This is a genomic window from Nocardia brasiliensis ATCC 700358 (assembly GCF_000250675.2).
Taxonomy (GTDB): Bacteria; Actinomycetota; Actinomycetes; order Mycobacteriales; family Mycobacteriaceae; genus Nocardia; species Nocardia brasiliensis_B.
The window spans coordinates 2,539,086-2,564,805 of the sequence record NC_018681.1; the positions used below are offsets into that span (position 1 = coordinate 2,539,086).

Sequence of the window (25,720 nt, forward strand, 5' to 3'; positions counted from 1 at the left end):
CGGGCTCTCGGGCGATGCCGCCACCAGTTCCCCCTCGGCGCTCAGCGCGAGTGGACGAGCGCGGTCCCGGTCGCGCGATCGTGCATGCCGCGCCCGTCCGAGTCGGTGAAGAGGGCGGGCACCACGAAGACCAGCAGGGCCTGGCGGGCCAGCGCGCGGACGATGCCGACGGGGACGGGCGCGTCGATCCGGACGGTGCGCAGGCGCAAGAAGTATTGACCGGGGGTGAACCCGAACATGGTCACCGCCCCCACCCCGATCACGAACCAGACCAGCAGCGTGAGGCTGGAAGCCGACCCGCCGCGCATGATGATCGCGGCGATGCCGAGGGCGATGAGCCAGTCGACGAACAGCGCGGCGATCCGGCGGGCCATGCCGGACAGTGATCCGGCGCCGGACTTCGGCAGGCCCAATTCTTTGCCGGGGTACTCGGGGTTTGCCTGGTCGCCGGATCCCTCCGAAGGGCCGGAGAGCCACGATCCCGTCATGCGTGCCATGCCCCCACAATATGCGGGCGCGACCGGCCGACCGGCGTCGGAGCGCTTACGAGCCGTGCATGCGTGCGTGACATAAGAGGAGTTCACGTCGGCGCGGGCCTGCGCGGATGGCAGGATTACCATGCTGGTGGCGCCCGGGTGGGCCGGGTCACCTGGCCAGCGGCACGTGTAACACTGGCGAAACACAGCCTTGACTGCGGGGAAACACCGCGTCCATACCGTCTGGACGCGACGAACCCATGCAATCGACACTGGCTGGGAACCGATCCGTAAGGAGAACAAGTGACGTTCAGCACGGCCGACGAGGTCATCAAATTTCTTGCTGATGAAGAAGTCGAATACGTCGACATCCGATTCAGTGATCTTCCCGGTGTGCAGCAGCACTTCTCGATCCCGGCGAAGGCGTTCACGACCGACCTCGCAGAGGAAGGGCTGGCCTTCGACGGCTCGTCCGTCCGTGGTTTCCAGTCGATCGACGAGTCGGACATGCTGCTGCTGCCCGACTTCAGCACCGCGCGCCTCGACCCGTTCCGGGCGGCCAAGACGCTGAACCTGAACTTCTTCGTGCACGACCCGTTCACCCGCGAGGCCTACAGCCGCGACCCGCGCAACATCGCGCGCAAGGCCGAGGAGTACCTGCGCTCCACCGGTATCGCCGACACCGCGTACTTCGGTGCCGAGGCGGAGTTCTACATCTTCGACTCGATCCGGTACGACTCGGCCATGAACGGCGCCTTCTACGAGATCGAGTCGGTCTCGGGCTCCTGGAACACCGGCGCCGAGTTCAACCCGGACGGCACCCTGAACCGTGGCTACAAGGTGCGCAACAAGGGCGGTTACTTCCCCGTCGCACCGTACGACCACTACGTCGACCTGCGCGACAAGATCTCGACCAACCTGCAGAACGCGGGCTTCGAGCTCGAGCGCGGCCACCACGAGGTCGGCACCGCCGGTCAGGCCGAGATCAACTACAAGTTCAACACCCTGCTCGGCGCGGCCGACGACCTGCAGCTGTTCAAGTACATCGTGAAGAACACCGCGTGGGCCGAGGGCAAGACCGTCACCTTCATGCCGAAGCCGCTCTTCGGTGACAACGGCTCGGGCATGCACGTGCACCAGTCGCTGTGGAAGGACGGCAAGCCGCTGTTCCACGACGAGGCCGGCTACGGCGGTCTGTCGGATCTGGCGCGGCACTACATCGGCGGCATCCTGCACCACGCGCCGTCGCTGCTGGCGTTCACCAACCCGACCGTGAACTCCTACCACCGTCTGGTGCCGGGCTACGAGGCCCCGATCAACCTGGTGTACTCGCAGCGCAACCGCTCCGCGGCCGTGCGTATCCCGGTGACCGGCAACAACCCGAAGGCCAAGCGCATCGAGTTCCGCGCGCCGGACTCCTCGGGCAACCCGTACCTGGCCTTCGCCGCCATGATGATGGCCGGCCTGGACGGCATCAAGAACAAGATCGAGCCGCTGGCCCCCGTCGACAAGGACCTCTACGAGCTCCCGCCGGAGGAGGCCAAGAACATCCCGCAGGCCCCCACCAGCCTCGCCACGGTCATCGACCGCCTCGAGCAGGATCACGACTACCTGACCGAAGGCAACGTCTTCACCGACGACCTGATCGAGACCTGGATCAACATCAAGCGCGACCAGGAAATCGCTCCCGTGAACCTGCGCCCGCACCCCTACGAGTTCGAACTCTACTTCGACGTGTAAGTCGTAGGACCCCAAGTGGTTTCGAGCCCTCCCGCAACGGCGCGGGAGGGCTCGCCCCATTTCCGGGGAGCGTTGCTGTTTCCTACTTCGATTGATAATCTGATGTGGTGAGCGCAGAGCCGGAGCATCGGATCGGGGAGGGGCCCGCTACCCGGGTCAGCCTTTCGCTGCCGGAAGGTACGGCCGAGGCGATTCGCCGTCGGGTGGGGAAGCGTGAGTTCTCGTCGTTCATCGCCTCCGCGGTCGAGCGGGAGTTGCGCGGGATGCTGCTCGACGAGTACATCGCCGATCATGAGCGGCGGATCGGACCGCTGCCCGAGGCGGAGCGTCGGCGTGCGCGGGAACTGTTCGATGATGCGCTGGGTGAGTCGGGACAGTGGCACACGGCAAGCTGAACAAGTCTGGGCGCCAAAGCCGGAAGACAGTGCAAGCCGGAACGTTGGTCCTCGATTGCGAGGGACTGTCCCGGCTCCTCGATGACTCTTTGTCGGTGGTCGCGTTGGTCGCCGAAGCGCGTTCCCGTGGCATGGAAGTCGTGATCAGTGCGCTCACGATCATCGAAGCGGTCCACCGAAAAACGGACCGGGCTCGCCTCGCCTGGCTGCTGTCGGCCCTCCGGATCGAACCGGTGGACGACAGCACCGCCAAAGCCGCTTCGGTCCTGCTCCTCGACGTCGGACTGCACGGGCACGAGCACGCGATCGATGCCGTCGTCGCAGAAATGGCTGTACGCCAGGCGCCGCCGGTTCTGATGCTTACCAGCGACCCCGATGGCATGCGGCGACTCTGCGGACCGGCGATACGCCTGATCACTGCATAGGCTCGTCGGCGATAACCTGCCGCGCACCTAATCGCGCGCCGCGCGCGTGTCAGTCGACCGACACGCGCGCGGCGCGCGATTAGGTGCGCGGGGGTGGTGGAACGTGCGCGGGGGGTGGTGAAACGCGCGCGGGGGTGGTGAAACGCGCGCGGGGGTGGCGGAACGCGCGCGGGGGTGGCGGAACGCGCGCGGGGGTGGCGGAACGCGCGCGGGGGTGGCGGAACGCGCGCGGGGGTGGTGGAACGCGCGCGGGGGTGGCGGAACGTGCGCGGGGTGGTTAAACGCGCGGCAGTCCCTGGGAGACCGCTCCGCTGTAGTGCCGCTGGATTCGGGTTGGGGATTCGCTTGTGGGGGTGTGGTTTCGATCAGAGGTGGTGGGGGAAGTATGGGGTGGGGTTCGTGGGATCGCTGCGGACGAACGGGGAGAAGGAGGGGACCGTGGAAACGGTTGTATCGGTCAGTGGGGGAAAGGTTCGGGGTGTGGTCCGGGAGGGGGTGTATGCGTTTCTCGGGATTCCTTATGCCGCACCGGCGGTGGGGGCGGCGCGGTTCGAATTGCCGAAGCCGGTGGAAAAGTGGGTGGGGGTGCGCGACGCGGTGACGTACGGCGCGACCTGCCCGCAGGGGCCCTATCCTGACGGCATCCAGGCTCTGGTCACCATGAACCGGGTGCCGGGCGACGAGTACTTGAATCTCAATGTGTGGACGCCGGATCCGGGCACGAGCGGCCTGCCGGTGCTGGTCTGGATCCACGGCGGCGGATACTCACGCGGCTCCAATGCGGGCGCGGTGGCCGACGGCAGCGCCTTCGCGCGGGACGGCGTCGTGGTGGTGTCGATGAACTACCGCGTCGGTATGGCCGGGTTCGCGGTGCTGGACGGCGCGCCGGCGAACCGTGGTCTGCACGACCAGATCTTCGCGCTGCGCTGGGTGCAGGAGAATGTCGCCGCCTTCGGCGGTGACCCGGGCAATGTCACGCTCGGCGGCCTGTCCGCGGGCGGTATGAGCGTGGCCGCGCTGCTGGCTTCTCCGTTGGCGCAGGGGCTTTTTCGACGCGCGATCATCCAGAACGGCACCACCGTCGCGGCCGCACCCATGGACGATGCCCGCAAATTGTCGGCCGCCGCGGCGGCGAAGCTCGGAATAGAGCCCTCTGCAACCGCTTTCGGCGCACTCGAGGAGAAAGAACTGCTGGACGCGCAGGAAGCGGTGGCGCTGGACCAGATGATCGATCCGTCGCCGGAACGCTGGGGCGCCTCGTTCATCACCAACGGGATCGGCATCCTCAACTTCTTCCCGGTGGTCGACGGGGAAATGCTGACGGACACGCCATTGAAAGTGCTGGAGGCGCAACCGGATCGAGCGCTGCCGCTGCTCTGCGGCTACGCTGCGGAGGAGTTCCGCTTCTTCCTGATGCCGACCGGTGTCGCCGCCGCGGTGACCGCCGAAACGTTGCCGTTCTTCCTCAGCCGCTACGGAATGGCACCGGAACTCGCCGACGTCTTCGCCGCCAACCGGCCGAGCGCGACGCCCGCGGATCTGCTGGCCGCGGTCTTCACCGATGTCGCGTTCCGAGCCGATATCGTGCGGTTTGCGGAAGCCTGTGCGCACGCGCCGACGTTTGTCTACGAATTCGCTTGGCCCTCCGGAGTGGACGGGCTCGGTGCATGTCACGCACTGGAGACCGCATTCATTTTCGACCGTCTCGCGTCCGCGCACGCGATCACCGGCCCCAACCCGCCGCAGCCGCTCGCCGACGAAATGCACCGCGCCTGGGTGGATTTCGTCATAAACGGCGATCCCGGCTGGCAGCGATTCGATGCGGCCACCCGCCCGGTGCGCGTGTTCGATCACCCCGAATTGCAGCTGGTGTACGACCCGCGCGCCGAGGAGTTGCGCGCGGCCCGGCGTTAGGCCCTTCCTCGAAGTCCCATCCGGCGCTTGTGCGGTTCAGCTCGCCTGGCCGTCGCGTCGCCGAGACATCCACGGCACCGGCCCGACTTGCCGGGCGACGGGCGGAACCGCGAAGGCATCCGGCCGGACGTCGAGACAAGGCCTAAGGCCGGGCGTATGCGCGCCGTCCCATGACGTAGGTCGCCACCACGGAACGCTCGTCGCCGAGCATCATCTGGGCGAACAACCGTTCATGGATGTCGCGGGCCCGGTCGACGCGGTGCGCGAGGACCGGGGTGGCGGCCCAGTCCAGCACGACGAAGTCGGCCTCCTTGCCGGCGCGGAAGTTGCCGATGCGCTCGTCGCAGTACATCGCTTCGGCGCCGCCGAGGGTGGCGAGGTAGAACCCGCGCAGCGCGTCCAAGCTGGTGCGCTGGGCTTCGGGTTTCGCCGACTCGCTGAGCATGACCACCTTGTACGCCTCGTTGAGCGTGCGCAGCATCGAATAGCTGGTGCCCGCACCGCAATCGGTGCCGAGGCCGACCCGGATGCCTGCCTGCCAGGCGGCCGGCAGGTCGAACAGTCCACTGCCGAGGAACAGGTTCGAGGTGGGGCAGAAGGCGATGGCGGCACCGGTCTCGGCCAGCCGGGACCGGTCCCGCGCGTCGATGTGCACGCAGTGGGCGAACAGCGAACGGGGGCCGAGCATGCCCACGCGGTCGTAGACGTCGAGGTATGAACGGGCGTCGGCGAAGCGGGCGAGGACCTGTGCGGTCTCCGGACCGCTCTCCGCGGCATGGGTTTGCAACGCGACATCCGGGAACTCGCGGAACAGTCGACCGGCCCAGGCCAGCTGCTCGTCCGTGCAGGACGGCGCGAAGCGCGGCGTGATCGCGTAGGTCAGGCGACCGTTCCCGTGCCAGCGGGTGCGGAGTTGGCGTGTCTGGTTTTCGGCGTCGGACAGCGTCCGGTCCCGGAGGAACTCCGGCGCGTCCGGCTGCCGGTCCATCAGCACTTTGCCGCACGTCATCCGCAGGTCACGGGCTCGGGCCGCGGCGCAGAACGCGTCGACCGAGGCCGGATGCACGGTCGGGTGCACGCTCGCGGTGGTGGTGCCGCAGGCCAGCAAGGTGTCGAGGAAGCGCTCGGCGATGTGGCGCGCGTGCGCGGGATCCGCGAACTCCTGCTCGGCCGGAAACACGTAGTCTTGTAGCCAATCCGACAGGCGCGCACCGTAACTCGCGATCATGTCGTACTGGCTGTAGTGGATGTGGGCGTCCACGAAACCGGGCACGATCAGCCTGCCCCGGTGATCGACCACCGTGCCGCGAAGTCGCTCCGGCAGCGCGGACCACTCGCCCGCCCAGGCGACGGTGCCGTCGGCGGCGATCGCGAGCGCGCCGTCCTCGAACAGTTCCCATGCGTCGGATGCGCTGTCGGGGCCGGGATCGCGCAGGAAATGCAACACGGTGCCGCGGAAAACGGCGGGCAGCTCCACGCGTTCGGCCATGTCCTCGACGCTAGCTGTTCGACATCCGAGGGGCGGGCCCGGCGCGCGTTTGCGAGAGCGGCGGCCAACCGGGATGATCTCCGAGGAAGGTGGGCGCGGGGAACTCTGTACGGTGCGGCCGCCTGCTAACTCTCCATCGCGGCGAGCGCCTGCTGATATTCGCACGCTGGGGCACGAGGTGTTCCTGGCGCTCACCCTCGCCTCGGGTGCGGAATCTGCTCGGTTGTCCAGCCTGAATCCCGTTGTCCGGCGCGGTGATCCCGCTGGTCGGCGCGGTGATTCCGGTGAGCGGGGCAACTACGGCGGGATCACCGGGAAACCCGGCAGCGGCCGCGTCGCGCGCCCTACTGTCCCGCGCCATGAGGTACTCAATAGTTTCGCTACTCGCCGCAGTGCTGGCGACCTTCGCGCTGACGGCGACGACCGCCTCGCCGTTCGCGACCGCACAACCGGACGCGCAGGCGGAGTCCGCGATCGCGGCGGGCGGGAAGATCGATCTGCAAGGCGCGATCAATGCCCGCGATATCGGCGGATATCGCACCTATGACGGAGCGAAGGTGAAGTCGGGCAAAGCCGTTCGCGCCGACTCGCTGGAAAAGCTCACCGCCGCTGACGTACAGAAGCTGGCGGGCCTGAAAGTGCAGAAGGTGATCGACTTCCGCACCCCGGCCGAGGTGCAGTTCGCCGGCGCGGACAAGCCGATCCCGGGCGCGCAGGCGGTGGCCAGGCCGATCGATGACACCGGACTGTTCCAGAAGCTGCTCTCGGTGATCCAGCTGCGTGATCCGGTGAAGCAGGAGGAGATGCTCGGCAACGGCAAGGCCGAGGAGATCATGAAGGGCGTCTACGCCAGCTTCTTCACCCAGCAGTCGCGGGCCGCGTTCGGGCAGACCATCAAGGATCTCGCCGCCACCGACAAGGTGACGCTGTACCACTGCACCGCGGGCAAGGACCGCACGGGCTGGCTGACGTACGTCACCTTGCGTGCGGTCGGCGTGCCGGAACGCACTGCGCGGCAGGACTATCTGCTGTCCAACCAGTATCGCGCCGCGGCGGACGCGGCGCTGCGGCAGCAGGTGAAACAGGCGGGGCTGATGCAGAATCCGGATCTGCTGATTCCGCTGCAGGAGGTGCGTGACGCGTACCTGGACGTCGCCGTCGCCAAGATCGAGCAGGACTACGGCGATTTCGGCAAGTTCCTCACCCAGGGCCTCGGGCTGGACGCCGGCACCATCCTGAAGCTGCGCAAGAACCTTGTCAGCTGATCGACCGGAAGTGGTTCGGGCCCATGCACCAGACGGTGGTTGGGCCCGAATCCTGTTCTCAGGACTTCTTTTTGCCTTGCCCGCGCAGGTTCGCGGCCAGCTGGTTCGGCATCGATTCGTGCCGGGTGTAGGTGCGATTGAAATCGCCGGTGCCGTGCGAGAGCGAACGCAGATCGATGGCGTAGCGGCTGAGTTCGAGTTCGGGCACCTCGGCGTGAATTCTGGTGCGGCCGACGCCATGTGGTTCGGTGCCCAGGACGCGACCGCGCCGGCCGGACAGATCGCTCAACACCGGGCCCACGTAGTCGTCGGAGACCACGACCCAAACGTCGGCGATCGGTTCCAGCAGGGCAACGCCCGCCGTGGCCGCGGCTTCGCGCAATGCCAGCGCACCCGCGGTCTGGAAGGCCGCATCGGACGAGTCGACCGAGTGCGCCTTGCCGTCGAACAGCGTGACCCGCACGTCGACCAGCGGATATCCGGCGGCGACACCGCGGGTGGCCTGAGCGCGCACCCCCTTCTCGACCGACGGAATGAATTGGCGCGGAACGACTCCGCCGACCACCCGGTCCACGAACTCGATGCCCGACCCGCCGGGCAGCGGTTCGACCTCGATCTCGCATACCGCGTATTGCCCGTGCCCGCCCGACTGCTTCACGTGCCTGCCGCGTCCGGAAGCCTTGCCCGCGAACGTCTCTCGCAGCGCCACCTGATGCTCGACGACGTCCACCTGCACGCCGAACCTGGTGCGCAATCGTTCCAGCGCGACATCGCGATGCGCCTCGCCCAGACACCACAGCACCAGCTGATGGGTCTGGATGTTGTGCTCGAGCCGCACCGCGGGATCCTCGGCCGCCAGCCGGGCCAGGCTCTGTGAGAGCTTGTCTTCGTCGGCCTTGCTGTGCGCGGTGATGGCGATGGGCAGCAACGGATCCGGCATCTGCCACGGCTCGATGAGCAGCGGCTTGTCCACGCCGGAGAGGGTGTCGCCGGTTTCGGCGTGACCGAGCTTGGTGACGTACGCGATATCGCCGGCGATCGCCTGGCCGAGTGGGCGCTGGCTCTTGCCGAACGGCGCGGAGACCGCGCCGACCCGTTCGTCGACGTCGTGGCTCTCGTGCCCGCGTTCCTCGAGTCCGTGCCCGCAGACGTGCACGGTATCGTCGGCGCGCAGCGTGCCGGAGAAGACGCGAACCAGCGACACCCGGCCGACATAGGGGTCGGAGGCGGTGCGGATCACCTCGGCCGCGAGCACCCCGTCGGGGTCGCAGTCGAGCCGGCGGCGGGTGTTGCCGTCCGCTGCGGTGACGGCCGAGACGATGTGCTCGGCCGGCGTCGGGAAGCCGCCGGTGATCAGGTCCAGCAGTTCGACCGTGCCCAACCCCTGCTTCGCACCCTCCGGAGCGGGCGCGCCGAACAGCACCGGATGGAAACTGCCCCGGGCCACCGCGCGTTCCAGGTCGGTGACGAGTGTGGCGAGTTCGATGGGTTCGCCGCCGAGATAGCGGTCCATCAGGGACTCGTCTTCGCTCTCGGCGATGATGCCCTCGATGAGCCGGTTGCGGGCCTCGTCCAGCAGCGGTTGCTGTTCGGGCGTGGGCGTGGCCTGGACGCACTCACCGGAGGAGTAGTCGACCACGCAGTTGGGCAGCAGTTCGATGAGTCCGGTGACCGGTCGATGACCGTCCGCGCTCTTCGGTCCGTACACCGGAAGATGCAGCGGCAGAATGTTTTCCGACGCGCCGCCGCCGAGTACCGTGCGACAGGTCTCGGTCATCTCGTCGTAGTCGGCCCGCGCGGTGTCCAGGTGCGTGATCACGATCGCGCGCGGCATGCCGACCGCTGCGCACTCCTCCCAGAGCGCGCGCGTCGCGCCGCTGACGCCTTCGGCGCCCTCGGCCGCCGAGATCACGAACAGCGCGGCATCCGCGGCCCGCAGACCCGCCCGCAGTTCGCCGACGAAGTCCGCGTAACCGGGCGTATCCAGCAGGTTGATCTTCATCCCGGCCCAGGCGAGCGGCACCACGGACAATTGCACAGACCTGTGCTGCCGATGCTCGATCTCGTCGTAATCGGACAGCGACGTCCCGTCCTCGACCCGGCCTGCCCGGTTCACCGTCCCCGTGGTCAGCGCCAACGCCTCCACCAGCGTGGTTTTGCCCGATCCACTGCGCCCGACCAGGACCACATTTCGTATCTGTTCCGGCCGCTCGGCCGAAAGTACTCTGCCGTTGCCTCCAGCAGATCCGCTCGTTTTGTCCACTGTGCGTCTCGCTTCCTCGCGCCCCGACACCTGCGGTACTTCGAGCTTCCCACCGGCGGTCCCGCTCCGTGCCGGGATCGCCAGATCCGATACCCCGAATATCAGGTTCCGACCTGGGCATACCGTGCGGTTTCGGTGCGCGAGGAGGTCGTCCCCGCCGCTCAGCTCACGTCGCGCAGCGCGACAACGGCTTCCACCTCGACCAGGAACTCCGGCCGGAACAACCCGGCCACCTGAACGAGGGAACTCGCGGGATTGGGCCGGTCGCCGAGCGCAGGGCGCAGGAACTCGTCGCGGACGTCGCGGAGCACCTGCAACTGGCTGACATCGGTCACGAACCAGGTGAATTTGACCAGGTCGGTCCAGTCGGCGCCGAGCGCGCGCAGCACGTTCTCCAGGTTGGTCAGCGCCTGCCTGGTCTGCGCGGCCAGATCGTCCGGGCCGACCACGTTGCCCGCGGCGTCCACCGCGATCTGACCGGACACGAAGGCGAGTCCACCCGAGGTGGTCACCGCGTGGGCGTAGCCGAAACCCGGTGCGACGCCCGGGATATCGGAGAACCTCTCGTTGATCATGGCGTCAGCGTAGTCGGCTCCGGCGCGGGTGCGACTCGTTCGATTCTGCTGTCACCTGCCGTTCGGCGGACCATTCCGGCCGGATACCGATCGGCCGCTCGTATCGGCTGAAACCTGATGCCCGATATGGGACAGTGCGCGGATGGATGTCACACCCGACGTTTCCCGCGCGACACTGCGCAAGGTCGTAATCCGACTGGTGCCGTTCCTCGGGCTGCTCTACTTCGTCAACTATCTGGATCGGGTCAATATCGGCTTCGCGGGACCCAGCGGAATGAAAGCCGACCTCGGGCTCACCGAGACGGCGTTCGGCCTCGCCTCCGGGATCTTCTTCATCGGCTACCTGGTGCTCGAGGTGCCGAGCAACGTGGCGCTGCACCGCTTCGGCGCGCGCCGCTGGATCGCCCGGATCCTGGCCAGCTGGGGGCTGGTCGCGACCGCGATGGCCTTCGTGCCGAACGAAACCGTCCTGTACATCCTGCGTTTCGTGCTCGGCGTCGCGGAAGCGGGCTTCTTCCCCGGCATCCTGCTCTACCTCACCTACTGGTTCCCGCAGAACCAGCGGGCGAAGATCGTCGCCCTGTTCATGGTGGCCGTGCCCGTGTCCACCGCGCTGGGTTCCACACTGTCCAGCCTGATCATCCAGTACGGGCACGGGGTGCTCGGGCTGAGCGGGTGGCGGTTCATGTTCCTCGTCGAAGGACTGCCCGCGATCTTCCTCGCCGTGGTGACCTGGTTCTATCTCACTGACAGCCCCGCCCAGGCGCGCTGGTTGACCCGCGACGAACGGCAATGGCTCAGCAGCGAACTCGCCGCCGAACAAGCTGCCGTGGAGAAACAAGAACAGTGGACGCTGCGCAAGGCGCTCACCGATTCCCGGGTACTCGGGCTCGCGCTCGTCTATGGCGGCATCGTCTACGGCTTGTACGCGCTCGGCTTCTTCCTGCCGACCATCATCAACGGCTTCCAAGAGCAGTACGGCACGCACTACTCGGTGGTGCAGCGCGGCCTGATCAACGCCGTGCCGTACGTCATCGGCGCGGTGGTGATGGTGCTCTGGAGCAGGCACGGCGACCGGACCGGCGAGCGGGCCTGGCATGTCGCGCTGCCCGCCCTGATCGGCGGGCTCGCCATTCCGGTCGCGCTGTATCTCGGCAACCCGTTCGCGGCCATGGCCGCGGTGACCGTGTGCGCCGTCGGCGTCCTCGCCGCCCTGCCCACCTTCTGGGCGTTGCCGAGCACCTTCCTGTCCGGTGCGGCCGCCGCCGCGGGCATCGCACTGATCAACTCCATCGGCAACATCAGTGGTTTCGCCGCGCCCTACATCACCGGCTGGCTGAAGGATTGGACCGGCACCCAGCGTGCGGGACTTTGGGTGGTCGGCGCCTGCATGATCGCCTCCGCGGTCGGTGTGCTGTACCTGTGGAAGCGGATCCTTGCGCGCACCCAAGCGGCAGTCGAATCGAAACAGGCTTTACCCGAATGAGTTTCGGGCTTCAGTAGCCGCTCATGTGGTAGTCGTTGCGGGAAACCCAGAAGTTGTGATCGTGATTGGCGCACTGGTACCCCGCAGTGCCGTCCCGATCGGCGTAGGCGACACACAGGAAACCCGCGTGCGTGACGCGCTCACCCGGCCGGACGACCCGCTCGTTGCCGGGATATCCGAAACTGGCACAGGAATACTGGGCGGACGCCCGACCGGACAGGCCGATCGTGAACACCGGAATCGAAGAATCCCCACAGGGTTTCGGGCCGGGCAGGGTGATGTTCGCCGCAGTCGGCGCGACCGCGCACTTCACCTCGGCGTCGCCCATGAGGCAGATGACGCTGCGGTCGGCAGTGTTGAAACCGATGGTGTCGGCTGCCGCGATCCCGGTTGCGGTGAAAGTTGTTGCGATAAAAGCGATTACAATCCGAGTCAGGCGATGTGGACGGAACCCCATGGAAACTCCTTCGGTACTGCACGTCGATCGCGTGTGAAGCCGCGTGTTCCGCCGTGGCGGGCGTCGATCGAGGATGCCTGGGGTATCGGCTCAGCTGGAAGAGTTCGGTCGGCTGGGTGGACCGAGTCCCCGGCGGGAGTTCCTCATCGAGGCGGAAGCCGTTGTCGTGCGAGCGGAGCGGTTTCAGCGTCGGGGAGTGACGGCCCGCAGGTAGCAGTCGATCGGTCCCTCGTCCGCGCTTGCGGCGGTGTGGTGGCTGTAGAAGAACCCGGCACGCAGAGCGACCGCCGCGGACGCGTGGTTGTCCGGGTCGACCCGGATCACGGCGTAAGTGGCGAGGTCGGCGGTCCGTAGATACCGGCACACCAGCTCGACCGCGCGGGTGGCGATGCCTCGCTTGCGCCACTGCGGATATATCCCGTAAGCCAGATTCGCTTGGCGCAGAGCCAGATACGGCTCTCTGGTGTGCACGTCCACCGTTCCGGTGAGCGCTCCGCTCGCGATATCCAGCACAGCGAAGGTTCGGCTCGTTCCGTTCTGCTCCCACTGCTGGATGCACCGATCGATATGTCGCACGACGGTTTCCAAAGTCCCGCGGCCGCCGTTCAGCCACCGTGCCAGCTCGTCGTCCTCGCCGGCCAGATGCGCCTCGGCATCGGCCATCGTGATCGGGCGAAGTGCGACAACGCCATCGGATAGCAGCACTCGGTCATCTTGCGCATCCCACGGGTGGTGCGGCAAGTGTTTTGCCGCGCGCCACGAATGTCACCGTTCGCGCCAAGCGGCCGGACCGATGCGAGGTTGTCCGGCGACGACGGTCAGCGGAGTGCCGGAGGTCAGTGGTCGGTGTCCGCGACAGGCTGTTGGCCCGGTGTGGTTGTTCCGGCGGCAACCGTCACGGAGTGTCGGCGGTCAGTGTTCGGTGCAGCAGGTGGTTTCGATGGGGTGGGACGGGGTGGGGCAGCAGGTTTGGCCGTGCCAGGCGTTGCGGCCTTCGCGGACGGCGATGGCGGCGATGGCGAGGGCGGCGAGCGGGTCGGCCCAGGACCAGCCGAAGAGGGCGTTGAGGAGGAGGCCGACGAGGAGGACGGCCGACAGGTAGGTGCAGAGCAGGGTCTGTTTGGAATCGGCCACGGCAGAAGCGGATCCGAGTTCGCGGCCGGCGCGGCGCTGCAGCCAGGACAGCACCGGCATGACCAGCAGACTGGCCGCGGCCAAGCCGATGCCGATCGGGGAGTGTTGCGCTTCGCCGACGCCGAGCAGTGCGCGGACGGCATCGACGGTGACATAGGCGGCCAGGGCGAAGAAGGAGAACGCGATGATGCGCAGCGCCACCTTCTCCCGCCTTTCCGGATCCCGTCCCGCGAACTGCCACGCGACCGCCGCCGCCGAAGACACCTCGATCACCGAGTCCAACCCGAACCCGATCAAAGCCGTCGACGAAACCCGAGCGCCCTCGCTCAACGCGACAATCGCTTCGATCACGTTGTAGGTGATCGTCGCGGCGACGAACCATCGGATGCGTCGGGACAGTATGGCTCGCCTGGCGGGGGCTAGGGGCGTGGCGCCGTGTATCAGGTCGATCGCGCTGGCGGTGTGCGCATCGGGCAGGGAAAGGGTTTCGCTGCCTGTGCCGTCGAATTGCCCGGTCTCGATGCGGATGCCCGCGTCGTCGCGCGTCGGTGCGGATGTGGAGGGTGCGGCTGCGGATGCGGAGCTGGAAGGTGCGGAGGCGGCGGGCGCGGAGGTGGAGGGTGCGGGTGCGGGTGCGGCGGGTGTAGGTGCGGATGCGGAGCTGGATGCAATCTTGCTCGGGTGCGTAGAAAGCGGAATCGGCTCCGGCAGTGCGGAATTCGCTCGCGGCGTAGCCGGCGGCACGGATGCCGCACGCTGCGCGGGCATGCCCTGTGGTGTGGACATCAGCAGCACCCTTGTTCGTCAGCGGTAGGGCAGCAGGCGGGGTCGACGGCCAGGACCAAGCCGAGGAGGTCGCCGAGGGCGTGGCCGATGCGGGCGTCGGCGAGTTCGTAGCGGCTGCGGCGGCCCTCCGGAATCGCGACGACGAGTCCGCAACCTCGAAGGCAGGCAAGGTGATTGGACAGTATCTGCCGTGATACGCCGATCTGCTCGGCCAATTCGGACGGGTAGCTCGCACCGACCCGCAAACTCAACAGAATCCGAGTCCGCGTCGGATCGGACAACGCGTGCCCGAACCGAGCCAGCGCGTCACTGTGCTGCAAAGTCTCCACTCGATAGATAGTACAGATTTAGATGTATTCATAAAACTCTGAACAATCGGGTAGCGGTTGTCTGGTCGCGAGACAGTCAGCAGAACTCGTCGAGCATGACGACCGCAGCTGAGCGGTGGTGCGAGTTTGCCGGCGCGCTCCTCGAAACCTGCGCGCCTTGATGGTGCGTCGAGCCCACCCGGCCCACAGTCGGCAGCAAACCGTAAGTGGACGCCGCCGCGCCAGCTGCGCGCCCACGACCGGTTTGCCGCGTTCGCGGCCCGGGCCGAGCGGTCGACGCACAGAGCTTCCATACGGTTCACAGCAGTTGTATGCCCTGTGAGGTGTGTGAACGGTCTGTGGGTGGCGGGTCGGGTAGTGGAGTACTCGTGAGATCCGGTGGCGACGGAGCAAAATCGGGGCTCCGAAGAGTGGGGAAGCAACGAGGGGGTCAGGTGGCCGGATCGGATCGAGCGTTGCAGTCGACTGCCAAGCCGCAGGGATGCCGATGGGATGGGCGGGCAGAGGAAAGCCGACCGGATATGTGCGCGCCAGGTCGCCAGTCGGGCCGGTGTGCGGAGGTCTGCGAGTCGGATGTGTGCGTGCCCGGATACCAGTCGGCAGGCGTGCATGGATGCCGATCTGATGGGCCTGTGGAAAAGCGCCGATCAGACGGCAGTGCACGGGGGTGCCGTTCCGATGACAGGCTCGGGTGCCGCTCGGGCGGCCGTCCGCAGAGCCGATCGCGTGCGCTCGCGCCGGGAAACTGGTCGGGTGAGCGTGTGGAAGGGGGACGGTCGGGTTGCGTGCAGGAGATCCCATCAGCCGGGCAGGATGGCCGACCGGATAGGCGTGCGCAAGGTTGCCAGTCGAGTGAGAGTGCGGGAGGGCGCGGGGCAGGCCTCGCACCGCGGTGCGATACGGATGGGCGGGTGAGCGGCGCGGGCAGGCAGACTCTGGGGTGCCGGCCGACTGGCCGGGTGCAGGGTGGCGCCGGGGCGATGCGGTCCGAGTCGCGGGTGGGGTGTGGGGCGGAAGGGCATCCTGTGTCTCTGTTGTCCGCCAAGGAGTTTGCGCAGAAGCGTGGTGCGGACAAGCGTCGGTCGGATAGGCCGGTGGATGAGTCCGGCGCGGATGGGCAGATCGCAGAGTGCCAGCCAACTGGGCGGGCGCAGGGTGGGGCCGGGGCGATGCGGTCCGAGTCGCGGGTGGGGTGTGGCGCGGACGCGGGCCCGGTGTCTCTGTTGCCCGCCAAGGAGTTTGCGCAGAAGCGCGGCGCGGACAAGCGTCGGTCGGATGGGCCCAAGGATGAGTCCGGCGCGGATAGGCAGGTCGCAGGGTGTCGGCCGAGTGGGCGGGCGCAGGGTGGGGCCGGGGCCATGCGGTCCAAGTCGCGGGCGGGGTGTGGGACGGACCCGGATCCGGAAGCGGTGTTGTCCGCCAAGGAGTTTGCGCGGTGGGTGGTTCGGTTGGTTCTGGAGGTTCTGGACCATCGGCGGCTGGTCACGCACATGGCGTCGGTGGCCGACGCCCGCATCGTCGCCGCGCTGCGCACGATGGTGAACACCGACGTGATTCCGGGCAGGGGTCTGGGTGTCGCGGTGCCGGGCCGGGTAACCGTGCGCATGGTCGACGCCAAAACCGCTGAGGTCTGCGCGGGATACGACCGGGGCCCAAGGCATTTCGCCCTGGCCGCCCGCATCACCCGAACCCGCGGCCAGTGGCGCCTGACTGCACTGCGCGTGCGGTGATCCAGCAGGCCCGCACCATGTCTACGGTGGCGCCAGCTCCGGCGTGCTGAGAACGTTGCGGAGTCGTAGAAGGGTGCGGCTTGGGAGCTGGGGGAGGCCTGAGCGTCGCGGTGCTGGGCCGGGTAACTGTGCCGATGTTCGACGCCAACAGTGCCGAGGTCTGCGCGGAAGGGGACCGGGGTTCAAGGGATTTCGTCCTGGCGGCCCGCATCATCCGAGCCCAGGGCCAATGGCAACTAGGAACACCGGTCGTGCTTGTGCCGCGGCAGCCCATCGCATCGTTGTGCTCGGGCTCGCGGAGGTTCGGATTCCGGCGCGAGTCGATTCTCGCAGCTGTGCATGTGATGCCGACCCGCGTCGCGTCGGCTGGCTGTGCTCGCGCTGCCGCAACGCTCGTGAAATACCTGACAGCCTATGCGTGCTCGGGGGCGTCGCCGGCGTGCAGGATTTGTGTGCTCGACCCACGGGGTTCAGATTCCGGCGCGAAGTGGTGCTCGTGGTGGCGCGTCTCGTGACCGGTGTGCGTCGCGTCGGCTGCCTGGAGGCGTCACGCCGCAACGCTCGAGGTCCGGCAGTTGCGCGTCGGTGGAGGTCGCGGTGCGCCCATCCGCGGGGCGGACGGCGACGCGCATGGAAACGGGCCCGCACCTGTAGGACAGATGCGGGCCGGGGCTACTGAATCAGCTGCCGAAGCGCGCCAGGACGGACGACGCTTCCTGCGATGCGGAGCCTTCTTGGGCGAGATGCGCCATGGTGGGGGCGATCTCGCGGCCGTGGTGCGCCATCGCCTGGGCGTAGAGCCGGCCCGCGCGGTAGGAGGAGCGGACCAGCGGTCCGGCCATCACGCCCGCGAAACCGATCTCCTCGGCCATCTTGGAATGGTCGACGAATTCTTGCGGCTTGACCCAGCGGTCGACGGGGTGGTGCCGCGGCGAGGGACGCAGGTACTGGGTGATGGTGAGGATGTCGCAGCCCGCCTCGTGCAGGTCGCGCATCGCCTGGGTGACCTCTTCCGGGGTCTCGCCCATGCCGAGGATCAGGTTGGACTTGGTGACCAGCCCGGCCTCGCGCGCGGCGGTGAGCACCGAGAGCGACCGCTCGTAGCGGAAGGCGGGACGGATCCGCTTGAAGATGCGCGGCACCGTTTCCAGGTTGTGCGCCAGCACCTCGGGGCGCGAAGCGAACACCTCGTCCAACTGCTCGGGCACGGCGTTGAAGTCGGGGATGAGCAGTTCGACACCGGTGTTCGGGTTCAAAGCCTTGATGGCCCGCACGGTTTCGGCGTAGAGCCAGGCGCCGCCGTCGGCGAGGTCGTCGCGCGCGACACCGGTGATGGTCGAGTAGCGCAGGCCCATCGCCTGCACGCTCTCGGCGACCCGGCGCGGCTCGTCCCGGTCGAGTGCGGCGGGTTTGCCGGTGTCGATCTGGCAGAAGTCGCAGCGCCGGGTGCACTGCTCGCCGCCGATCAGGAAGGTGGCCTCGCGGTCTTCCCAGCATTCGAAGATGTTGGGACAGCCCGCTTCCTCACAGACCGTGTGCAGGCCTTCGCGTTTGACCAGACCTTTGAGCTCGGAATACTCCGGGCCCATCTTCGCCTTGGTCCGAATCCACTGAGGCTTGCGCTCGATCGGGGTCTCCGCGTTGCGCGCCTCGATGCGTAGCAGTTTGCGTCCTGCCGGTGCTGAAGCTGAGGTCACTTGATCGACACTACGCCTACCGGCCCGGCCGCTCGCGACCCCTCCGGTGGGTGTGACGTGTGCGATAACCGGCGCTCAGCGGATGTCGTGCGCGGTTACCGGGAGTTCGCCGTTCAACGCCCTGGTGATGGCGTCGGCGACGAGCGGTTTGACCTCGGCGACGGTGACTTCCCGGGCGAGCTCGCGGCTGAGCGTGGTGACGCCGGCGTCGCGGATACCGCAGGCGACGATCGCCTGGAAGCCGTCCATGGCGGAGTTGCAGTTCAGCGAGATGCCGTGCAGGGCGACGCCGCGCTGCACCCGCACCCCGATCGCGGCGATCTTGCGTTCGGCGAACACGTCGGTGGCGGGCAGCCACACGCCGGACCGTCCTTCGACCCGGCCGCAGGTGAGTCCCATGCCGGTGCAGACGGTGATGAGCGCTTCTTCGAGGCGGCGCACGTAATGGACGACGTCGACCGGTTCGGCGAGCCGCACGATCGGATAGCCGACCAGTTGTCCCGGGCCGTGCCAGGTGATCTTGCCGCCGCGATCCACCTCGACCACCGGGCTGCCGTCGATCGGCAGATCCTCGGCCTCGGTCCGGCGACCGGCGGTGTAGACGGAGGGGTGCTCGAGCAGCAGCAGGTGATCGGACCCGAGGCCCTCGGCCCGCTCTGCCGCGAGTTTGCGTTGCAGCTCCCAGGCGTCGTGGTAGTCGATGAGTCCGAGATCCTCGACCACGATCGGGGTCGTATCGAATCTAGCGGACCACGTGGTGCGCGTGTCGTTCACAACCCTGACGGTACGCCGGAGCCTTTACGGCTTTCCACCAGTGCCCTGTGCTGCTCACCACACGAGGGGAACCGGGCCGGGTGGGCGATTGCCGCCAGTTCCCGGATCGTGGTCAGCGCGCGTGCACGGGCAGCGTCAGCTGCATGAGGGTCAGGTCCATCCAGCGACCGAACTTGTGCCCGACCTCCGGGAACTCGCCGACCGTGCGGAAGCCGAAGCGCTCGTGCAATTGGATGGAGCCGGTGTTGCCGGATTCGATGCCTGCGATGATCGCGTGCACCGAGCCGGTCCGGCGGGCCCGCTCGATCAATTCGGTGAGCAGCGCGGTGGCGATGCCGCGGCGCTGGAACCGGTCGTCGACGTAGACCGAATTCTCCACGGTGAAGCGGTAACCCGCCTTGGGGCGCCACGGACCGTAGCTCGCGTATCCCGCGACCTCGCCGTCGACCTCGGCGACCAGCACCGGCAGACCCGCCGCGGTGCGGTCGGCGAACCAGGCCTCGCGCTCCGCGAGGCCGACCTGCTCCAGATCCCAGATCGCCGTGGAGGTGGCGATATTCGCGTTGTGGATCGCCAGGATGGCGGGCAGATCCGCGGGCCGCGCGTCCCGGATGAGGGAGGCGGGGCGGGTGTCGAGCTGGTCGGTCATCGATCGTCTCCGGGTCGACCCACCATGGCCGCCAGCGCGGCGCCGACGGTGGGGTGCTGGAACTCGTAGCCCGCCTCCTCGAGGGCCGTGGGAATTGCTCTGGGGCCGTGCAGGATCGCCTCCTGCGCGAACTCGCCGAGCAGCGCGCGCACCGCGAACGCGGGCACCACCAGCGGTGTCGGCCGGTGCAGCGAGCGGCCGAGCGCGCGGCTGAACTCGGCATTGGTCACCGGGGCCGGACCGACCACGTTGACCGGGCCGCGCAGGGTGTCGTGGCCGAGCGCGAACAGGATCGCGCCGATCTCGTCGGCCATCGAGATCCACGGCGTGTACTGGCGTCCGCTGCCGAGCCGTCCGCCGAGGCCGAGCGAATACAGCGGCTGCAACATGCCGAGCATGCCGCCGTGCCCGGACAGCACGACGGCGCTGCGCAACAGGATGGTCCGGACGCCGGCGTCGACGGCCGGGGCGGTGGCGGCTTCCCAATCGCGGCACAGGGTGGCCAGGAAACCCGAACCGGCGGAAGAGGTTTCGTCGACCACCCGGTCACCGGTCGCGCCACCGTAATAGTGCACGCCGCTGGCGTTGAGCAGCGTCGGCACGTCCGCGGCGACGACCGCCGCGGCGAGCACGTCGGTGGGGGTGATCCGGCTGTCGCGCAGCTCCTGTTTGAAGCTGCCGTTCCAGCGACGGCGGCCGATGCTCGCACCGCACAGGTTCACCACCGCGTCCGCGCCGCGCAGGGCGCGGTCGTCCACTTCGGCGCGGACCGGATCCCAGGTGAACTCGTCCGGTCCCGCCGCCCGCCTGCGTACCAGGCGGGCGACGTCGTGCCCGTCGCGGCGCAGGGCCGCGACGAGCGCTGTCCCGATCAGCCCGGACGAACCGGCGATCACGACCTTCATGCGCGCACGATGACCTTCCTGTGGCGACCCGTCTTACAGACCGAGGTCGGCCTCGAACGCCGCCTCCTCGAGCCGGTGCCGGATCGTGGTCAGGAAGCGGCCCGCGTCGGCACCGTCGACCAGGCGGTGGTCGTAAGTGAGCGGCAGGTAGCACATCGAACGGACACCGATGGACTCGCTGCCCGTGTCGTCCTTCACCACGACCGGGCGCTTGACGATCGCGCCGGTACCGAGCATGCCCGCCTGCGGCGGGAGCAGGATCGGGGTGTCGAACAGCGCGCCCTGGCTGCCGATGTTGGTGATGGTGAAGGTGCCGCCGGCGAGCTCGTCGGGCTTCAGGCCACCGTTGCGCGCGCGGTTGGCGATATCGGCGATGGCGCGGGCCAGGCCGGCCAGCGACAGGTCGCTCGCGTTGTGGATCACCGGGGAGAGCAGGCCCTGCTCGGTGTCCACGGCGATGCCGAGGTGCACGGCCGCGTGGTAGGTGACCTCTTTGGTGCTGTCGTCGTAGCTGGCGTTGACGTTCGGGTGCACACCGAGCGCCTCGACGACGGCCTTGGCGAAGAACGGCAGGAACGTCAGGTTGACGCCCTCGCGCTCCTTGAACGCCGCCTTGGCCTGTGCCCGCAGCTGCGCGATCTTGGTGACATCGGCCTCGTGCACCTGGGTCAGCTGCGCGGTGGTGCGCAGCGATTCCAGGGTCTTGGTCGCGGTGATCTGCCGGATCCGGTTCGCCTTCTGCACGGTGCCGCGCAGGTGCGCCAGCTGTGCGCTCGGCGCGGGCGCGGCCTTGGCGGCCGGGGCCTTCGCGGCGGGCGCGGCCGCAGCCGGGGCGGGCGCCTTCTTGGCTTCCGCGGCCGCGAGCACGTCCTGCTTGCGGATGCGGCCGCCGACACCGGAACCGGTGAGCGCGGACAGGTCGACGCCGTTCTCGTCGGCCAGCTTGCGCACCAGCGGAGTGACGTACGGGGTGGCGCCGTTACCGGCGGAATCCGACTCGGTCGCGGTGGCGTCGGGCGCCTTGGCCGGGGCGGGTGCCGGAGCCTTGGGTGCGGGTGCCGGGGCGGCGGCCGCGGGCTCGGGCTTCGGTTCCGGCTTGGGCTCGGGCTTGGGTTCCGGCTTGGGCTCGGGCTTCGGCTCGGGGGCCGGTGCCTTGGGCGCGGCGGCCGCGGGGGCGCCGCTGCCGATCACGCCGAGCTGTCCACCCACAGCGACGACATCGTCTTCCTGCGCGGTGATCTCGAGCAGCGTGCCCGCGACCGGCGAGGGGATCTCGGTGTCGACCTTGTCGGTGGAGACCTCGAGCAGCGCTTCGTCCACGGCGACCTCGTCGCCGACGGCCTTCAGCCACCGGGTGACGGTGCCCTCGGTGACCGACTCGCCCAGCTCGGGCATCTTGACCGGGGTGCCGTCACCGGCGGACGCGCTCGCGGCGGGCGCGGGGGCCGCTTCCTGAGCCGGGGCTTCCTGCGCGGGCTCGGGCTCGGCGGCTTCCTCGGCGGGCGCTTCCTGCGCGGGCGCGGCAGCGGCCTCGGGTTCGGGGGCCGAGCTCGGTGCGGGCGCCTCACCGGCCTCGCTGATCACGCCGAGCTCACCGCCGACCTCGACCACATCATCTTCTTGGGCGACGATCTTCGACAGCACGCCCGCCGTGGGGGACGGGATTTCGGTGTCGACCTTGTCGGTGGAGACCTCGAGCAGCGGCTCGTCGACCTCGACCGTGTCTCCTTCCTGCTTCAGCCACCGGGTGACCGTTCCCTCGGTGACGCTCTCACCAAGAGCTGGCATCTGGACGGAGAAGGCCATGTCCTCTGACTCCTCTGACTGCTCGACGGGTTTCTACAACAGTTGATCTCGCTGCGGACCCCCGTCGCGGGTTGCGGCGCGAGTCCGAACGCCACTGATCATTGTGCGTGGCACCGGAGATCCTTGTGGTTCTTGTACCGCGAACCATCCTTGCACTTGGCGGTGCGGCATGTAGCACAGGGCAGCGAACTCGCTCGAGCTGGCAAGATGGAAACACCGGTGGGCGAGATGCTCCGGGGTGTGAAAGGAGGTGCGCGTCGTTGGGTTTGCTGGATCGTTTCCGAGGCGGCGCGACCAGGGGTGGTGGCGCGATACGAGCGGGTTCGGGGGGTACGGCCGACGCCCGCTATCTGGCCGACTGGGTGCGCACCCACGTCGGCGTCGAAGGCTATGTGGAACCGAAAACAACCGTGACGGATGTCACTGTCGTGCTGGTCGCGGCCGACGGCGAATGGACCCGGCGGATCGTCGGGGAGCGCGGGGCGCAACGGCTTGCCAAGGATTTGCGGATTCCCGTTTATGACGTCGGCAAGACCGGATATCCACAACGGATGCGCGACTACGACGCCCGCAAACGGATCGAGCGTCAGCGCGCATTCGAGGCGGATCTGCGCGATCTATAGCCGTCGGCTACGGGCTGCCATAGCCGCTGGCTACCGTCTGGCGACGGGGGTTTGCGTGCCTCGGGCCGTCCGCCGGTGAGTGGCTGCCGCGGCGCGTCAATTGTGCCCGCGCGCACGAACTTCTGTGCTGCGCGCGTGAAGCTGGTGCTCGGTAGGAGTCGTGCGCCCCGCGCATGCGAGGTCCGTGTAGATACATGGGAGCGGTGCCTCGGCGCGCGCGTGCGATACGGCGCAGATGGGGTAGGTCCCGCGGACGAGGTCCGGGCTCGCGCATGGGGACTCTGTGCCTGCCCCGGGAAGCCGGATGCCCGGGCGTACGACGCACGAGTTCTGGGCTGCATGGGAGTCTGCGATAGCTCAGGAAATCTGCGCCTGCCAGGAGGCCCGTGCTTGTGCGGTGGTCTGCGCGCCCGTCCGGAATCTGCGGCCGGGTGCCCGCGCGCACGAGGTCGTCGACGTTCGTGCGCGCGGGCGACAGGCCTGCGCTTTTCTACTCCGCGCCGATCTCCTCGAGCACGGTGATGAGGGTGCGGACGGGGACGCCGGTGCCGCCCTTGCCGATGTAGCCGAACGGGCCGCCGGTGTTGTAGGCCGGTCCCGCGACGTCGAGGTGGGCCCACTGCACACCCTCCGGGACGAACTCCTTCAGGAACAGGCCGGCCGAGAGCATGCCACCCCAGCGGTGCGGTGCGACATTGGCGAGGTCGGCGATCTTGGAGTTGATGTCGGCGCGCAACTCCGCGGGCAGCGGCATCGCCCAGCCGTTTTCGCCGACCGCGCGGGAGACGGCGGCGACCCGGTCGCGGAACTCGTCGGTGCCCATCACGCCGGGCGTGCGGGTGCCGAGCGCCACCATCTGGGCGCCGGTCAGGGTGGCGACGTCGATGAGGTAATCCGGGTCGTCCTCGCTCGCGCGCACGATCGCGTCGGCCAGGATCAGCCGGCCCTCGGCGTCGGTGTTGAGCACCTCGACGGTGATGCCGCCGTACTGGGTGAGCACGTCACCGGGACGTTGCGCGGTCGCCGACGGCATGTTCTCGGCCATCGGCACCGTCGCGGTGACGGTGACCGGCAGGCTCAGTCGCGCGGCCAGCAGCGTCGTGGCGATGACCGCGGCGGCGCCCGCCATGTCCGAGGTCATGTTGTCCATGTTCTGCGCGGGCTTGATCGAGATGCCGCCGGTGTCGAACGTGATGCCCTTACCGACCAGCGCGACCTTCTTCGGACCGCCCGCATAGGTGATACGAACCAGCCGCGGCGGCCGCGACGAGCCCTTGCCCACACCCAGCACGCCGCCGTAACCGCCTGCCTCCAGGGCCTTTTCGTCGAGCACCTCGACCTGCAGCCCGGCGGCCTCGGCCAGTTCCTGGGCGCGCGAAGCGAATTCGGCCGGGTAGAGGTGGCTCGGCGGGGTGTTGACGAAATCCCGTGCGGTGGCGACGGCTTCGGCGATCAGCTGCGCGCGGAACAACTCCTGCTCGCCGAATTCCGGCTCGGGCACCAGCAATTCGACCCGGGCCACCGGGCGCTCGTCCGGCTTGGGTGCGGACTTGTCCGACTTGAACGGCGTGAAGGTGTACGCGCCCAAGTAGAAACCCTCCGCGGCAGCGCCGATGTCCAGGCCGGACAGCGTGGTCACCACGAGCTCGGTGCCGGACAGCGCACGGGCGGCGACCCCGGCCGAGCGGCGGATCTGCTCGGCGTCGATCTTCTCGGCGGCGCCGAGGCCGACCGCGAGCACGCTGGTCACCCCGTCGAGCCCGGCCGGTGCGGGCACCCTGGTCAGTTCCTCGGTCTTGCCCTTCGCGCCGACCGCGCCGAGCTGATCGAGCAGTTCGGCTCGGACCTCCGCGGTGAGCACGTCGCCGAACAGGTCCTCGGGCACGATGGCGGGGCCGTTCTCCGACGACGTCAAGCCGAGCACGAGCACGTCGGTGTCCGTGCTGATGGTCTGGGTGCGGGCGAGTTCCGGTCCTAGTGAGCGATCTGCAACAGCGGTCATGGGCTCAGGCTACTGGGCAGTCTGATGGCGATCCCGTCGAGGAGCAGTGCGAGCCCGGCCTCCAGGACGTGGTCCAAGTCCAGGTCGGGGCCGGGCGGGCCGGCCGAGAAGAGCCGGTGCAGCACGGGTCGGGCGGCCGGGTCGAGCAGCTCGGCGAGGTCGGGCGGCGGCTCCAGCGCCTGACCCCGCAACCGCTCGGCGCGCTCGGAGTTGGTGAGCAGGGCCAGGCCCTGGACCAAGCCGGAGAACGACAGATAGATCGCGAGCATCGCGTCCCGGGTGAGACCGCGGTGATCGAGGGCGGCGAAAGACCGTTCGAGGATGTCGGCGAGCGCGGGACCGACCGGTGGACGGGTGCGCGCGAGGATCGGCAGCATCCACGGGTGGCGCTGGTAGAGCTGCCATTCCGCGCGCGCCTCGTACGCGAGGCGCGCCCGCCAGTCGATGAGTTCGGTTGCGGGCGGCTGGATCTCGGCGAGCACCAGTTCGGCCATGCCTTCGAGTAGCGCTTCCCGGTCCGGGAAGTGGCGGTACAGGCCCGCGGTCGCCGCGCCGAGGGCGCTGGCGATGCGGCGCATGGAAAGTCCGTCGATGCCGTCACGATCGGCCAGCTCGACGGCGGCGCGCAGGATGCCGACGTTGGTCAATTTGGCCGGTCGCGGGGTGCGTGCGGCGGGAGTCACCTCGTCGCGCCGGGCTCGGTAGGCGCGGGCCTGACAGGCGCGCGAACAGTAGCGGCGCTTGCGGCCGCGCGCGGGCTGCGCGAGCGTCTCGCCGCAGATTCCGCAGGCCATCGCAGC

At 68.4% G+C, this 25,720-nt stretch carries 23 protein-coding genes; 8 read left to right on the plus strand and 15 right to left on the minus strand.

Annotated elements, in window-relative coordinates:
• Positions 1 to 41: 41 nt before the first annotated feature.
• Complete coding sequence (locus tag O3I_RS11390; protein WP_014983059.1) at positions 42 to 497, minus strand: RDD family protein; 456 nt, start codon at positions 495 to 497, stop codon at positions 42 to 44.
• 282 nt (positions 498 to 779) lie between these two features.
• Between O3I_RS11390 and glnA the strand changes: the two genes are divergently transcribed.
• From glnA to O3I_RS11410, 4 genes are all read left to right on the plus strand, one after another.
• Positions 780 to 2,216: a type I glutamate--ammonia ligase gene (gene glnA / locus O3I_RS11395; protein ID WP_014983060.1), complete on the plus strand. Its 1,437-nt coding sequence runs from the start codon at positions 780 to 782 to the stop codon at positions 2,214 to 2,216.
• Positions 2,217 to 2,323: 107 nt separating this feature from the next.
• Positions 2,324 to 2,611: a hypothetical protein gene (locus tag O3I_RS11400; protein ID WP_041563664.1), complete on the plus strand. Its 288-nt coding sequence runs from the start codon at positions 2,324 to 2,326 to the stop codon at positions 2,609 to 2,611.
• Between the two features lie 95 nt (positions 2,612 to 2,706).
• Positions 2,707 to 3,036, plus strand: a complete 330-nt coding sequence (locus tag O3I_RS11405; protein ID WP_202804928.1) for a DNA-binding protein — start codon at positions 2,707 to 2,709, stop codon at positions 3,034 to 3,036.
• A gap of 438 nt (positions 3,037 to 3,474) precedes the next feature.
• Complete coding sequence (locus O3I_RS11410) at positions 3,475 to 4,950, plus strand: carboxylesterase/lipase family protein (RefSeq protein ID WP_041563665.1); 1,476 nt, start codon at positions 3,475 to 3,477, stop codon at positions 4,948 to 4,950.
• 142 nt (positions 4,951 to 5,092) lie between these two features.
• On the opposite strand, the gene guaD is transcribed toward O3I_RS11410, so the two are convergent.
• Positions 5,093 to 6,439 (minus strand): guanine deaminase, encoded by a 1,347-nt coding sequence (gene guaD / locus O3I_RS11415; RefSeq protein ID WP_014983064.1) that lies wholly within the window; start codon positions 6,437 to 6,439, stop codon positions 5,093 to 5,095.
• A 359-nt stretch (positions 6,440 to 6,798) separates the two neighbouring features.
• Here guaD and O3I_RS11420 point away from each other — a divergent pair, with 359 nt between their 5' ends.
• Positions 6,799 to 7,704 carry a tyrosine-protein phosphatase gene (locus O3I_RS11420; protein ID WP_041563666.1) on the plus strand — a complete coding sequence of 302 codons (906 nt, stop codon included), beginning with the start codon at positions 6,799 to 6,801 and terminating at the stop codon, positions 7,702 to 7,704.
• A gap of 58 nt (positions 7,705 to 7,762) precedes the next feature.
• Here the strand turns inward: O3I_RS11420 and O3I_RS11425 are convergent, their stop codons facing one another.
• Both O3I_RS11425 and O3I_RS11430 read right to left on the minus strand, forming a co-directional pair.
• Positions 7,763 to 9,967: an elongation factor G-like protein EF-G2 gene (locus tag O3I_RS11425; RefSeq protein ID WP_041562561.1), complete on the minus strand. Its 2,205-nt coding sequence runs from the start codon at positions 9,965 to 9,967 to the stop codon at positions 7,763 to 7,765.
• Between the two features lie 161 nt (positions 9,968 to 10,128).
• Positions 10,129 to 10,542, minus strand: coding sequence for a RidA family protein (locus O3I_RS11430; RefSeq protein ID WP_014983067.1), 414 nt, complete (start codon positions 10,540 to 10,542; stop codon positions 10,129 to 10,131).
• Between the two features lie 142 nt (positions 10,543 to 10,684).
• On the opposite strand from O3I_RS11430, the gene O3I_RS11435 reads away from it, so the two are divergent.
• Positions 10,685 to 12,028, plus strand: coding sequence for an MFS transporter (locus O3I_RS11435; protein WP_014983068.1), 1,344 nt, complete (start codon positions 10,685 to 10,687; stop codon positions 12,026 to 12,028).
• Positions 12,029 to 12,038: 10 nt separating this feature from the next.
• Here O3I_RS11435 and O3I_RS11440 read toward each other — a convergent pair whose 3' ends face one another.
• From O3I_RS11440 to O3I_RS11455, 4 genes are all read right to left on the minus strand, one after another.
• Complete coding sequence (locus O3I_RS11440; RefSeq protein ID WP_014983069.1) at positions 12,039 to 12,485, minus strand: hypothetical protein; 447 nt, start codon at positions 12,483 to 12,485, stop codon at positions 12,039 to 12,041.
• Between the two features lie 183 nt (positions 12,486 to 12,668).
• On the minus strand, positions 12,669 to 13,190 hold the full coding sequence (locus O3I_RS11445; protein ID WP_014983070.1) for a GNAT family N-acetyltransferase: 522 nt from the start codon (positions 13,188 to 13,190) through the stop codon (positions 12,669 to 12,671).
• Positions 13,191 to 13,397: 207 nt separating this feature from the next.
• Positions 13,398 to 14,063, minus strand: a complete 666-nt coding sequence (locus tag O3I_RS11450) for a cation transporter (RefSeq protein WP_041563667.1) — start codon at positions 14,061 to 14,063, stop codon at positions 13,398 to 13,400.
• A 341-nt stretch (positions 14,064 to 14,404) separates the two neighbouring features.
• Positions 14,405 to 14,734, minus strand: a complete 330-nt coding sequence (locus O3I_RS11455) for an ArsR/SmtB family transcription factor (RefSeq protein ID WP_014983072.1) — start codon at positions 14,732 to 14,734, stop codon at positions 14,405 to 14,407.
• 1,358 nt (positions 14,735 to 16,092) lie between these two features.
• Here O3I_RS11455 and O3I_RS44795 point away from each other — a divergent pair.
• Complete coding sequence (locus O3I_RS44795; RefSeq protein ID WP_272944292.1) at positions 16,093 to 16,464, plus strand: Rv3235 family protein; 372 nt, start codon at positions 16,093 to 16,095, stop codon at positions 16,462 to 16,464.
• Between the two features lie 680 nt (positions 16,465 to 17,144).
• Here the strand turns inward: O3I_RS44795 and lipA are convergent.
• From lipA to sucB, 5 genes are all read right to left on the minus strand, one after another.
• Complete coding sequence (gene lipA, locus O3I_RS11465) at positions 17,145 to 18,161, minus strand: lipoyl synthase (RefSeq protein ID WP_014983074.1); 1,017 nt, start codon at positions 18,159 to 18,161, stop codon at positions 17,145 to 17,147.
• Positions 18,162 to 18,236: 75 nt separating this feature from the next.
• On the minus strand, positions 18,237 to 18,935 hold the full coding sequence (gene lipB / locus O3I_RS11470; protein WP_014983075.1) for a lipoyl(octanoyl) transferase LipB: 699 nt from the start codon (positions 18,933 to 18,935) through the stop codon (positions 18,237 to 18,239).
• A gap of 112 nt (positions 18,936 to 19,047) precedes the next feature.
• Positions 19,048 to 19,584 (minus strand): GNAT family N-acetyltransferase, encoded by a 537-nt coding sequence (locus O3I_RS11475; RefSeq protein WP_014983076.1) that lies wholly within the window; start codon positions 19,582 to 19,584, stop codon positions 19,048 to 19,050.
• On the minus strand, positions 19,581 to 20,489 hold the full coding sequence (locus O3I_RS11480) for a TIGR01777 family oxidoreductase (protein WP_014983077.1): 909 nt from the start codon (positions 20,487 to 20,489) through the stop codon (positions 19,581 to 19,583). The genes O3I_RS11475 and O3I_RS11480 overlap by 4 nt, the downstream gene beginning before the upstream one ends.
• Before the next feature lie 33 nt (positions 20,490 to 20,522).
• Positions 20,523 to 22,295: a 2-oxoglutarate dehydrogenase, E2 component, dihydrolipoamide succinyltransferase gene (sucB, locus tag O3I_RS11485; protein WP_014983078.1), complete on the minus strand. Its 1,773-nt coding sequence runs from the start codon at positions 22,293 to 22,295 to the stop codon at positions 20,523 to 20,525.
• A 260-nt stretch (positions 22,296 to 22,555) separates the two neighbouring features.
• On the opposite strand from sucB, the gene O3I_RS11490 reads away from it, so the two are divergent.
• On the plus strand, positions 22,556 to 22,918 hold the full coding sequence (locus tag O3I_RS11490) for a hypothetical protein (RefSeq protein WP_014983079.1): 363 nt from the start codon (positions 22,556 to 22,558) through the stop codon (positions 22,916 to 22,918).
• Between the two features lie 490 nt (positions 22,919 to 23,408).
• On the opposite strand, the gene O3I_RS11495 is transcribed toward O3I_RS11490, so the two are convergent.
• Together O3I_RS11495 and O3I_RS11500 are read right to left on the minus strand one after the other, a co-directional pair.
• Positions 23,409 to 24,920 carry a leucyl aminopeptidase gene (locus tag O3I_RS11495; RefSeq protein WP_014983080.1) on the minus strand — a complete coding sequence of 504 codons (1,512 nt, stop codon included), beginning with the start codon at positions 24,918 to 24,920 and terminating at the stop codon, positions 23,409 to 23,411.
• A complete protein-coding gene (locus tag O3I_RS11500; protein WP_014983081.1) occupies positions 24,917 to 25,714 on the minus strand; it encodes a TetR/AcrR family transcriptional regulator in 798 nt (265 codons plus the stop codon). Before O3I_RS11500 ends, O3I_RS11495 begins: the two co-directional genes overlap by 4 nt.
• Positions 25,715 to 25,720: the final 6 nt, after the last annotated feature.

What these genes read in the sequence shown, in the direction of transcription:
- O3I_RS11420 (WP_041563666.1), top strand. Translation starts at nt 6,799, where the DNA reads ATGAGGTACTCAATAGTTTCGCTACTCGCCGCAGTGCTGGCGACCTTC.
- O3I_RS11440 (WP_014983069.1), bottom strand. Translation starts at nt 12,485, where the DNA reads ATGGGGTTCCGTCCACATCGCCTGACTCGGATTGTAATCGCTTTTATC.
- guaD (WP_014983064.1), bottom strand. Translation starts at nt 6,439, where the DNA reads ATGGCCGAACGCGTGGAGCTGCCCGCCGTTTTCCGCGGCACCGTGTTG.
- O3I_RS11435 (WP_014983068.1), top strand. Translation starts at nt 10,685, where the DNA reads ATGGATGTCACACCCGACGTTTCCCGCGCGACACTGCGCAAGGTCGTA.
- O3I_RS11500 (WP_014983081.1), bottom strand. Translation starts at nt 25,714, where the DNA reads ATGGCCTGCGGAATCTGCGGCGAGACGCTCGCGCAGCCCGCGCGCGGC.
- O3I_RS11390 (WP_014983059.1), bottom strand. Translation starts at nt 497, where the DNA reads ATGGCACGCATGACGGGATCGTGGCTCTCCGGCCCTTCGGAGGGATCC.
- sucB (WP_014983078.1), bottom strand. Translation starts at nt 22,295, where the DNA reads ATGGCCTTCTCCGTCCAGATGCCAGCTCTTGGTGAGAGCGTCACCGAG.
- O3I_RS11480 (WP_014983077.1), bottom strand. Translation starts at nt 20,489, where the DNA reads ATGAAGGTCGTGATCGCCGGTTCGTCCGGGCTGATCGGGACAGCGCTC.
- O3I_RS11430 (WP_014983067.1), bottom strand. Translation starts at nt 10,542, where the DNA reads ATGATCAACGAGAGGTTCTCCGATATCCCGGGCGTCGCACCGGGTTTC.
- O3I_RS11495 (WP_014983080.1), bottom strand. Translation starts at nt 24,920, where the DNA reads ATGACCGCTGTTGCAGATCGCTCACTAGGACCGGAACTCGCCCGCACC.
- O3I_RS11475 (WP_014983076.1), bottom strand. Translation starts at nt 19,584, where the DNA reads ATGACCGACCAGCTCGACACCCGCCCCGCCTCCCTCATCCGGGACGCG.
- O3I_RS44795 (WP_272944292.1), top strand. Translation starts at nt 16,093, where the DNA reads ATGCGGTCCAAGTCGCGGGCGGGGTGTGGGACGGACCCGGATCCGGAA.